A 10,828-nucleotide genomic window follows, 5' to 3' on the forward strand; every position below is an offset into this window, starting at 1 on the left:
CCATCGTGTGGGCATGAGGATCCAACGCACGACGCTGATCGACAGCGTCTCATGGCACGGCGGCCTGCATCCGTGCCTGTGCGGCAGCCATCCGCCCCGCCTCGCTGAGCAGCGCCAACTCGCGCGCGTCGTGACGACACAACAGCACCCATCCTGGCCCCGGACGCCCATCCAGCTCGGCGTCACCGAGCCACGCGAGGGTGCGCAGCAGCACGCTCATGCGCACCTCCAGGCGCTTGCACAAGCGTGGCAGCGCCAGCCCCTGCGGCGATTCCGCCAGAACCTGCAGCACGCGCGCGGTCAGCAGCGGATCAGCGGACAAGCGCCACTCCGATATCGCGGGGCGCGGCGGCCGACTCGGGCACATGCGGTGTCACCACCACCGGGATCGACTTGGATGTCGGCGTGCGCGCCTCGTCGGCGAAGCTGGACAGCGGCACCAGCGGGTTGCTCTCCGGATAGTACGCCGCCAGGCAACCACGCGGGATGTTGTACGCGACCAGCATGAAGCGCTTGGCCTGGCGGCGCACGCCGTCCTCGCACAGGCTCTCCAGATCCACCCAGTCCCCGGCCTGCAAGCCCAGCTCGGCGATGTCGGCGGCATGGATGAACACTACCCGGCGCTCGCCGAACACACCGCGATAGCGGTCGTCCAAGCCGTAAATCGTGGTGTTGTACTGATCGTGCGAGCGTGTCGTGGCCAGGGTGAACACCGGTTGCCCCGAACGTGCGCGACGCGCACGGTGGATCGGATGGTCGGTCGGTACCGCCTGCACCTTGAACACCGCGCGGCGCTCCGGCGTCTCCCACACGCGGTCGCCGGCGGTATTGGACAGGCAAAAGCCACCGGGCACGCGGACCCGCACGTTGAAGTCGGCGAAGTCATCGAATACCTGGGCGATCAGATCGCGGATGCGATCGTAGTCGGCGGCCAACCAGCGCCAACGGATGGTACTGCGCGCGCCAAGGGTGGCCTCGGCCAGACGTGCCACGATCGCCACCTCGGACAACAAGTGCGGCGAGGCCGGCGGATTGATCCCCGCCGACAGGTGCACCATGCTCATCGAATCCTCGACGCTGACATGCTGCGGCTCGGCATCCTGGATGTCGATTTCGGTGCGCCCCAGGCACGGCAGGATCAGTGCGTCGCGGCCATGCACCAGATGGCTTCGGTTGAGTTTGGTCGCCACGTGGACGGTCAGATCGCAGCGTTGCAACGCGCGATGGGTGACCTCGGTGTCGGGCGTGGCGGTGGCGAAGTTGCCGCCCATGCCGAAGAACACCTTGCCGCGGCCATCGGCCATGGCTTCGATCGCCGCGATCGTATCGTAACCATGAGCGCGCGGCGGATCGAAACCGAACACCGTCTGCAGCCGGTCCAGGAACTCGACCGGGGGCTTTTCGTAAATCATCATCGTGCGATCGCCCTGCACGTTGCTGTGACCACGGACCGGACACACGCCGGCCCCGGGCCGCCCCAGATGCCCGCGCAGCAAGAGCAGGTTGACGATCATCTGGATCGTCGCCACCGAATGCTTGTGCTGAGTGATGCCCATTCCCCAACAAGCGATCAACCGCTCCGATTTCAGGTAAATCTCGCCGGCGTGGCGCAATTCGGCCTCGCTCAACCCGGACTCTTCGACGATGACGCTCCACGGCTCGGCGACCACGTCGGCAGCGAACGCATCGAAGTTGGCGGTGTGCTGAGTGATAAACGTCACATCCAACAACCGCGGTTGCCCCGCGCGCGCCGCCTCGGCATCGCGTTCGAGCACATACTTGATGATGCCCTTGACCGCAGCAAGATCGCCACCGATCTTCAGCTGAAAGTAGTCCGATGCGATCCGCGTGGAGCCGTTGTACAGCATCTCCAGTTTGTCCTGGGGATCGGCGAATTTCTCCAGCCCGCGTTCGCGCAACGGATTGAACGCGACGATCGACGCACCACGCTTGGCAGCCTGGCGCAGTTCGCCGAGCATGCGCGGATGGTTGGTGCCGGGATTCTGGCCGAAGATGAAGATCGCGTCGGCCAGCTCGAAATCGTGCAACGACACCGTCCCCTTGCCGACGCCGATCTGCGCACCCAGCGCCGTACCCGAAGGCTCATGGCACATGTTCGAGCAGTCGGGAAAATTGTTGGTGCCGAACTGGCGCCCGAACAATTGGTACAGAAACGCGGTTTCGTTACTGGTGCGCCCTGATGTATAGAAAATCGCTTCATCGGGCGAAGCAAGGCCGTTGAGATGCTCGGCGATCAGCGCGAACGCGGCATCCCATTCCACCGGCACGTAGTGGTCGCTGGCGCTGTCGTAGCGCAGCGGATGGGTCAGCCGGCCCTGTCCTTCCAGCCAATAGTCGCTGTACTTGGCCAACTGCGCCACGCTGTACTGCGCGAACAGCGCCGGGGTGGCGCGGCGTGCGGTGGATTCGGCAGCCACGGCCTTGGCGCCGTTCTCGCAGAATTCGAAGGTCGAGGTATGGTCGCGGTCGGGCCAAGCGCAGCCGGGACAATCGAACCCATCGGGTTGATTGGCATGCAGCAGCGTTTTCGCACCCTGTACGGCCACATCCTGTTCCAACAAATGCTTTGCAACCGAGCGCAACGCGCCCCAACCGCCCGCCGGTTGCGTGTAAGGCTGGATGGTCTTCTTGCTCATGCGGTTTCTCCTAGATACTCGGGCGAGACAAGGCGCTGTGGGTGGCTATAGACAACGCAATCGTCGCCGCGGGCGAAGCCGATCAAGGTCAGGCCGGCGCTATCGGCCAGCGCGATCGCCAGCGCCGTCGGCGCGGACATCGCGGCCAACAACGGGATACCGGCCTGCGCAGCCTTCAGTGCCATTTCGTAGCTGGCGCGGCTGGTCACCACCGCGAAGCCGCAGGCCGGATCGATGCCCGCCGTGGCCAACGCCCCGATCAGCTTGTCCAAGGCGTTATGCCGACCAACGTCCTCGCGCATCAGGCGGACCTCGCCATGCGCGTCGGCCCAGGCTGCGGCATGGGTGGCGCCGGTGGACGCATTGAGCGTCTGTTGTTCGCGCAATTCGCGCAACGCGCGCGCCAGTGCCGGCGCGGCGACCAGGGTGCCGGCAGACAGCCGCCGCGGCGCACGCAACACTGCCTCCAACGAGGCGTTGCCGCAGATGCCACAACCGCTGCGCCCATCCAGGTTGCGCTGGCGTGCCTGCAGCGCCACGGCGTATTCCGGCGGAATCTGCAAACGCAGCGACACCCCTTCCAGGTGGGTATCGATCGCGACAATGCGCAATTGCGCCGACATTGCGACGATGCCCTCGCTGAGCGAGAACCCCAGGGCGAAATCCTGCAGATCTTCAGGCGTGGCCATCATCACCACAAAAGGCGCATCGTTGTAGGCGAACGCCACCGGCACCTCCGCCGCCACCAGATCATGGGCCTGCGCGATGTGCCCGCCACAATGGCGACGCACCGTGCGCGCCACGGCACCCGGTCTGGAAAAGACACGCGATTCCATGGGACGCCTCCACCGATCAATCGAATAGGAACACCGCTCACACGGGTAGGCTGGACGCCGGCACGGCACCGCTACGCCGAATAGGGTCCTCAGAAGGATGTTGTAGACCTGTGACGACGGCGAAGCAAGACCAGGCCTGCATCAGGCCTCGGCACGGCAGGCATTGCACGGCCTGCTGCGAGCTAACCAAGACTCGGGTCTATGTTGAACGACCAAAACCGCCGATCCGGCACAGCAACATACCGTGTCCAGACGGGAAACGCCGACGCACTAGAGCAGCGAACAACACAACTGCGTCGCCGCCGGAGCGGTACTTGTACTGCTCGGAATCAGCCCCTCATGCCGTTCCTGCGTGCTGTCCGCACCCGCCGGACAGCGACTGGCGACGTTTTTTAACTGCTCTTACGTCCGCAAATTGATCCAAGTCGCCTTCATCTCCGTGTACTTATCGAAGGCATGCAACGACTTGTCGCGGCCGTTACCGGATTGCTTGTAGCCGCCGAACGGTGCGGTCATGTCGCCGCCGTCCCAATAGTTCACCCACACACTGCCGGCACGCAGCCGCCGCGCCACGCGATGGGCGCGACCGATGTCGCGGGTCCACACACCGGCGGCCAGACCGTAGACGCTGTCGTTAGCCATGCGCAAAGCGTGTGCTTCGTCGTCGAAAGCGATCACCGACAGCACCGGCCCGAAGATCTCCTCGCGGGCGATGGTGTGATCGTGGCCGACCTCGTCAAAGATAGTTGGCTCGACATAACAACCGCCTGGCACCACCTCCACGCGTTTGCCGCCAAGCAGCAATCGCGCGCCTTCTTCGCTGCCGCGGGCGATATAGTCGAGTACCCGCCGGGTCTGCGCCTCGTCGACCAGCGCGCCCATCGACGCCGTCTCATCGAACGGATGTGCGGGTTGCAGCACCCTAGCAGCCGCGACCACGCGGGCGACGAAGCTATCCTTGATCGAACGCTCCACCAGCAGGCGCGAGGCCGCCGTACAGACCTCGCCCTGATTGTAGAAGATCGCATAGGCCATCGCCTGCGCGGCCTGCTCCAAGTCCGGTGCATCGGCGAACACCAGACTCGGGCTCTTGCCGCCGCACTCCACGTAAGCACGCTTCATATTCGATTGCCCGGCACACTGCAGCAGATGTCGGCCGACCGGAGTGGAGCCGGTGAATACCAATCCGTCCACATCCATGTGCAATGCCAGCGGTTCACCGGCACGCTTGCCGAAGCCGGGCACCACATTGAACACGCCATCGGGAATACCCGCCTCGGCGACCAGTTCGGCTAGGCGCAGTGCACTTAAGGGCGATTTCTCCGACGGTTTGAGTACCACCGAATTGCCGGCCGCCAATGCCGGAGCGATCTTCCATGCCGCCATCAACAACGGAAAATTCCACGGCACGATCGCGCCGATCACCCCCAATGGTTCGCGCGTGATCAGGCCCAGTTCGTCCTGCCCCGTCGGCGCCACCTCGCCATAGATCTTGTCCACCGCCTCGGCGCTCCAGGCTAGGCAGCGCACCGTCGCCAGCAAGTCCACACGCCGCGCATCGCGTACCGGCTTGCCCATGTCCAGCGATTCCAGCAGCGCCAGTTCGTCGGCATGCCGTTCGACCAATTGCGCCAGCGCCAGCAGGGTCTTCTTGCGCTGCACCGGCCTGGCCTGCGACCAGTGTCCGAGATCGAAGCTGCGCCGCGCTGCGGCAACCGCCCGAGCGATGTCTTCCGCCTCGCCCGCGGCGACCCGCCCCAACAAACGACCGTCGATGGGGCTGATGCAGTCGAAAGTCTCGCCGCTGGCCGCATCGACGTAACGTCCATCGATGAAAGCTTGAGTGCGCAAGCACAGCGACATAGCCATTGCCTGCCAGGCGTCATGGGGACGGGGTACGGTCATCGGACACTCCGGATCGCAAAAAGGAATAGCATGGCGCATGCACAACGAACACGCGCTCCCCCCGTAGCACACACGTGTCTGCGTGATCTCGCGCATCCGCGACGGATGGCGCTGCAATCTCGCGCCTTGGGCTTGTAGGAGAACGCCGAGCGCGACATTGCCACGATCCGCAGCGCATGCCGCTCGCTCACCCCAAAACGCTCCTTCAGCCGACCGACCCAGTCGCGCTTCTGGACAGGCCTCAGAGCTTTTCTGTGACCATCTCCTGCAGCATCGCCTTGTCCATGCTCAGGTCGGCCACTCGCTGTTTAAGTTTGCGATTTTCCTCCTCCAGCAGCCACAGGCGCTTGAGCTCAGATAGACCCAGCCAACCGTACTTCTTGCGCCATACGTAGAACGTGGCCACGGCTATGCCCATCATCCGGCAGATTTCACCGACCGCCCCCCCGGCTCGGCCTGCTTGAGCGCGTAAGCAATCTGTTCTCCAGTAAAACGTGACTTCTTCATCGTTTGACTCCTCGTGATGACGGGGGCCCATGCCGGCGAAGTCTCTACTTTACGATACGCCTGTTTTTAGGTGGGGTCACCATAGCCAACAGAATTTCGACGCTGCATCTGCATCATATTCGACTTAACCTATGGGATGCTAGCGATGAACATAAGCCTTATCGCAGGCTTCTTGCTGATACTTTATGCCGCAGGCTCGATTTCCTACGTATTCGCTTTCCGCGGGAAAAAGCGCTATTCCACTTTTTCACAATACATGCGAAAAAGCTGGCCTATCTTCGCTCCTTTCAATTGCTTGCTTTACATGGCGACCCGAAAGCATGCCAAAGGTCCGGTTATCGACGCGTCTTATCTCAAGAATATAGCACTACTGCGTAGTCAGTGGCATGTAATCCGCGCAGAGGCGATTTCACTGCACCAGAGCGGACAACTGAGAGAAACCTCTCAGCCCGGATCGGCAGGCTTTCATGATCTTGGATTTCGCACGTTCTACAAACACGGCTGGATGAAATTCTATCTGAAGTGGTATGGAAAAACGCATCGATCCGCTATTCGCCTCTGTCCTGAAACAACTCGAATCTTAGAACAACTGCCCTGGATTCACGGGGCCATGTTTTCGATACTTCCTCCAGGAGCCGAGCTAAGTCTCCACTCCGACCCACTCGCCTGCTCACTTCGATACCATCTTGGACTCAAAACTCCAAACTCTGATAATTGCAAAATAATTATAGATGGACGCACCATGGCATGGCGGGACGGCCAAGACTTCGTTTTTGACGAGACTTACCCCCATTCCGCAATCAACGCCAGCGACCAAGACAGGGTCATCCTGATGTGCGACGTTGAACGACCGATGCATCTGACCGGCCGTCTGATAAACCATCTCTATATGCTGATCGCACGTGGAATGCTGGTTCCTAACACCTCCGAAGACGAGAAGGGTGCGATAAGTCGCCTGTTCGAACTTATTGATCCCGTTCGACAGGCCGGCACCGAACTCAAAAGACGCAAAAGGATCATCTATAAATTCATCAAGCACACGCTTAATTTTGGATTACTTGGATTACTTCTATACGTCACCTACCTGGCAATGCGGTCCTTAGAAATAGCCATATCTGCTGCCTTCACATGAAATTGCGTGGTGGTGCCGTTCTCCGTCCTGGCGCTGCGTCGGCCCAGTGCGTCGTAGCTGTAGCTGGCGATGACAGTGCCGCCCTGCGTGATCTGGCTCAGGTGGTCGCGGTCGTCCCAGGTGTAGGTTCTCGTGCCATCGCTGAGCAGGCGGTCGCCGTCATCATAGGCATAACGCACCGGCTACTGCGTGGCGGCCTGAAAAAATTCATCGAAACGCATCGGCGAGATTGTTCGAGAGCACCCTTTACCCAAGCGACTCTGTCGCGGAAAAATACCTCCGCACCGAAGGAGAAAAATATAAATAAAATACAACAATCACAATTAATGTCAAACAAAAAACGAGATCCGGAATTTTCACAGAATTATTAGAAGCGCCAGAATTCCTGACAACATAAGAACCCAAGTTAATCACAATCCACCCAACAGAGAAAAGGATTCGGCCATATTTTATTTTAAGAAAAATCAACAATGAAGCCATGCCCAAAATAATGGCAGACAACACAAAAATGACTACATTACCACCACTCCGCCAAAATGATTGATCAACCACCACACCGGATACTCCAGACCCAAACAAAGGATATGCAACAGCCATTATTAGAGAAAAAAATCCACAGACAGTTATTAATCGCAGAAATCGCGGCATACTGAAAAAATTTTTAAACACATTCAGCCCCTCTTAAAAATATTAATGGCCTATGACTTCAAAACCCATTGATCCACCGAAGCCCAAACCATATTTCGGAGAACGATTCATTGCGGGTGTATCAGCAGATTCAGGCCCTTCGTGATAGTCATCGCCTGATTCTATGTCTATGCCTGCTGCACCCTGGGCAGGACTCCAAGACCACGGCCCAACAGTGACACCAGTACTAATATATGTCCCGACAGTGGTTCCACTGCAAGGCGTTTTATCCCTACCTGAACGTTTCCCGTAAGGATCAAAACTCAAACCATCCTCAACTCCAAACCCAATTCTTCCACCAAAAAACCATTTACCATCATCTGGATCCTTGCCAAACACAATAGCTCCGCCAATAATGTCGATAGCGGTAAACGTCACCGACCATAAACCAGATGGATCCCTATAACCAACTGGGTTGGCCCGAGCATATAGATAGACATTCGGACCTGCCATCAACTTAATCGGATCCTCACTAATGAACCGCCCCAACTCCGGCGTGTAATACCGCGCACGGTAGTAATACAACCCGCTCTGGTCGTGCTCGCGACCGGTGTATTGATACGGGTTGTTGTAGCTCGTGCTGCTTTGCGTGGTGGTTCCATACGGATCGTAGTCGTAACGCTGCACCGCATTGCCGTTCGTATCCGTCAGTAGCCTTGTGCTGCCCAACAGATCGGTCAGGAAGTAGGTGCGTCCGCCGTTATCGTCGCGCGCGTAACGTTCGTCGATGCCTGGGCCCGTCAGGATCGGGTTGATCGTTGTTCCTTGCGTCTCCTGCACGGTATTCAGACCGTCGTACAGGTATTGCGTGGTCGCGCCATTCTCCGTCCTGGCGCTGCGTCGGCCCAGTGCGTCGTAGCTGTAGCTGGCGATGACAGTCCCGCCCTGCGTGATCTGGCTCAGGTGGTCGCGGTCGTCCCAGGTGTAGGTTCGCGTGCCATCGCTGAGCAGGTGGCCGTCGGCGTCGTAGCTGCGGGCGTTGCCGTTGGCCTGCGTCTGCCGGTTGTTGTCGTCGAAGGTATTGTTGGTGCTGGCTGGTGGCAACGCCTGCGGCGCGTGGCTACCGGTCTGCGCGACCAGTTGCCCCCGGCTGTCGTAGCCATAACCCAGGCTTCCCAGTGCCGCTTGCCCCGCCTTGCCCCAAGCCAGGCCCGTCACTTGATTGGCGTCGTTGTAAACGTACACCGTCTGCACCTGGTTCGGCAGCGTCTTGCTGCTCAGCCGGTTGGCGTTGTCGTAGGCGAAGCTCACCGTGTCGCTACCCTGGGCGATGCCGGTCAGGCGGTCGCCGTCATCATAGGCATAGTTCACTTTCGTCTGCGTGGCCGCCTGCATGCTGGTCCGCCGGCCCACGGCATCGTAGCCGTACACGATGCTGCCTTGCGGGCCGTTGGCCTGGGTCACCTGGTCGAAGCCGTCGTAGCTCCAGTTCAACGTGCCCGACAGGCTGTCGGACAGCACCATCAGTCGGTTGCCGGCGTCGTAGCTGGCGGTCAGCGTGCCGCCCGCGCCGGGCAGCGTGGCCGTGCTCGGCCGGCCTAAGGCGTCGTAGCTGTACGTGGTGGTGCGGTTGCGTCGGTCGGTGTGCGTGGCGACACGGTCCATGCTGTCGTAGGTCCAGCTCTCCGCCTGGCCCAGCGCGTCGGTGCGGCTGATGCGGCGGTCGCGTGCATCGTAGGCATAGGTGACACCTGCACCGTGCGGCAGCAGGATCGCCGACACGTTGCCATTGCCATCGAAGCCCGTTGCCACGCTGTTGCCCAACGGATCGACTGCCTTGGTTTGCCGGCCCAGTGCGTCGTATTCGAAGCGCGAGATGTTGCCTTGCGCGTCCTGTACGCCGATCAAGCGGCCCAGCGCGTCGTAGCGCAATTGCGTCTGCCGGCCCAGCGCGTCGGTGATCGCGGTCAGGTCGTCGTTGCTCCAGGTGAAATTGGTCGTGTGGCCAAGTGGGTCGGTCACGCTCAGGCGTTGCCCATCAGCGCATGCGCGCGGCAGCGCACTAGAGATTTACTTCCCCTCCAAAATACCCCTCAAGGAGCTATTTTCATCGCTTAAGTAAATAATATCATAAATCCTCCAGCCAACTGACAAATTCTTCAATTTAAAATCCAGAGAAATTTTCTGACCGCTTGAAGGATATGTATATTGCACATCAACATTTCCACCACCAGCATCCTTTACAACGAGATTGATTGCAGCATCATCCTGAGATGCAAATATTGGATCAAAATCCAACTTGCACAACTCACCTCTGCTTCTAGCATTGCAATCAGCTTCATTCAGAATTAATTGCGTCAAATGAGGATCGAAATATTTACTCAAAATCTCTTTTGACTGCTCCGCAATGGGCTTACCCAAATATCGCCGAGCCTCATCATCTGACTGAAAAAGAGCAGGCCAACCATAGTCTCGATATAGACGACACACCGTGGAGCTAGGATTATTATTAGCCTGAGCAGTGCAATTTAAAGAAAGCAACACAAGCAACGACCATCTTGCACATAGCTCACCAAGAAAATCACCAATTAATCGCATCACCAACTTCCGACCCCCAGTTGAATCAAACAAATATTCAAATCATCAAGGAGAAGGCGCCCGATAAATATTATACTGTGAATTATTACATCCAGGACCAGGAAAAAATTCACTCTGAAAAAAATCACAAATCCAGCCATGGCCATCATGATTTTCTATGTGACCGGATGGATTACCACGTGGGCACGGCTGACTCTTCACCTCAGGACTTATCGAGAAAATCTGAAGCCATTTTCCGGAGGACTCCCCATATCGGGTCATTAAAGTCATCCATTCCTGAACCCGCATAAGCATTATCTGGCATTTCTTCCGCAGCAAGGATCAATTCTCTAATTTTCTCCTTTCGACAATTCGATATTTTATCCCACTCAAGCAACGCCTTCCCTGCAAGAATTTCCTGCCGTATTTCCCATGCAACACCAAGATGTGAATCAAAATCATCAAAAATTTCTTCTGGCGACTTTGATAATGACCTAACTGCATCTTCAAAAAAAAGCAAACATGATGAAAGGGCATCATCCATTAATATGGAATCACCGACTACTCGTTGATTTTTATTTTCCATT

Annotated in this window: 10 protein-coding genes and 1 pseudogene; 1 reads left to right on the forward strand and 10 read right to left on the reverse strand. The window is 58.4% G+C overall.

Going from position 1 to position 10,828, the window contains the following annotated elements:
- Nucleotides 1-49 precede the first annotated feature (49 nt).
- From XaFJ1_RS10175 to XaFJ1_RS16205, 5 genes and pseudogenes are all read right to left on the reverse strand, one after another.
- The gene (locus tag XaFJ1_RS10175) at nucleotides 50-322 is read right to left on the reverse strand and encodes a hypothetical protein (RefSeq protein WP_012916585.1); all 273 of its coding nucleotides are present in this window, start codon (nucleotides 320-322) and stop codon (nucleotides 50-52) included.
- A complete protein-coding gene (locus tag XaFJ1_RS10180) occupies nucleotides 312-2,657 on the reverse strand; it encodes an FdhF/YdeP family oxidoreductase (RefSeq protein WP_012916586.1) in 2,346 nt (781 codons plus the stop codon). Before XaFJ1_RS10180 ends, XaFJ1_RS10175 begins: the two co-directional genes overlap by 11 nt.
- Nucleotides 2,654-3,493 carry a formate dehydrogenase accessory sulfurtransferase FdhD gene (fdhD, locus tag XaFJ1_RS10185; RefSeq protein WP_012916587.1) on the reverse strand — a complete coding sequence of 280 codons (840 nt, stop codon included), beginning with the start codon at nucleotides 3,491-3,493 and terminating at the stop codon, nucleotides 2,654-2,656. Before fdhD ends, XaFJ1_RS10180 begins: the two co-directional genes overlap by 4 nt.
- A gap of 402 nt (nucleotides 3,494-3,895) precedes the next feature.
- The gene (locus XaFJ1_RS10190; RefSeq protein WP_012916588.1) at nucleotides 3,896-5,398 is read right to left on the reverse strand and encodes an aldehyde dehydrogenase; all 1,503 of its coding nucleotides are present in this window, start codon (nucleotides 5,396-5,398) and stop codon (nucleotides 3,896-3,898) included.
- Nucleotides 5,399-5,619: 221 nt separating this feature from the next.
- Nucleotides 5,620-5,905: pseudogene (locus XaFJ1_RS16205) on the reverse strand (transposase); the annotation flags it as partial.
- 145 nt (nucleotides 5,906-6,050) lie between these two features.
- On the opposite strand from XaFJ1_RS16205, the gene XaFJ1_RS10200 reads away from it, so the two are divergent.
- On the forward strand, nucleotides 6,051-7,037 hold the full coding sequence (locus tag XaFJ1_RS10200) for an aspartyl/asparaginyl beta-hydroxylase domain-containing protein (RefSeq protein ID WP_012916590.1): 987 nt from the start codon (nucleotides 6,051-6,053) through the stop codon (nucleotides 7,035-7,037).
- Here XaFJ1_RS10200 and XaFJ1_RS10205 read toward each other — a convergent pair.
- The 5 genes from XaFJ1_RS10205 to XaFJ1_RS10225 form a co-directional block, all read right to left on the reverse strand.
- Nucleotides 6,986-7,216 carry a hypothetical protein gene (locus XaFJ1_RS10205; RefSeq protein ID WP_012916591.1) on the reverse strand — a complete coding sequence of 77 codons (231 nt, stop codon included), beginning with the start codon at nucleotides 7,214-7,216 and terminating at the stop codon, nucleotides 6,986-6,988. The two genes, XaFJ1_RS10200 and XaFJ1_RS10205, sit on opposite strands and share 52 nt — an antisense overlap.
- A gap of 67 nt (nucleotides 7,217-7,283) precedes the next feature.
- Nucleotides 7,284-7,634, reverse strand: a complete 351-nt coding sequence (locus XaFJ1_RS10210) for a hypothetical protein (RefSeq protein ID WP_155393680.1) — start codon at nucleotides 7,632-7,634, stop codon at nucleotides 7,284-7,286.
- 93 nt (nucleotides 7,635-7,727) lie between these two features.
- Nucleotides 7,728-9,686 (reverse strand): RHS repeat-associated core domain-containing protein, encoded by a 1,959-nt coding sequence (locus tag XaFJ1_RS10215; protein ID WP_012916592.1) that lies wholly within the window; start codon nucleotides 9,684-9,686, stop codon nucleotides 7,728-7,730.
- A gap of 48 nt (nucleotides 9,687-9,734) precedes the next feature.
- A complete protein-coding gene (locus XaFJ1_RS10220; RefSeq protein ID WP_155393682.1) occupies nucleotides 9,735-10,262 on the reverse strand; it encodes a DUF3828 domain-containing protein in 528 nt (175 codons plus the stop codon).
- Nucleotides 10,263-10,464: 202 nt separating this feature from the next.
- The gene (locus XaFJ1_RS10225) at nucleotides 10,465-10,827 is read right to left on the reverse strand and encodes a hypothetical protein (protein ID WP_012916594.1); all 363 of its coding nucleotides are present in this window, start codon (nucleotides 10,825-10,827) and stop codon (nucleotides 10,465-10,467) included.
- Between the last annotated feature and the right edge of the window lies 1 nt (nucleotide 10,828).

It is taken from the genome of Xanthomonas albilineans (assembly GCF_009931595.1).
Classification (GTDB): domain Bacteria; phylum Pseudomonadota; class Gammaproteobacteria; order Xanthomonadales; family Xanthomonadaceae; genus Xanthomonas_A; species Xanthomonas_A albilineans.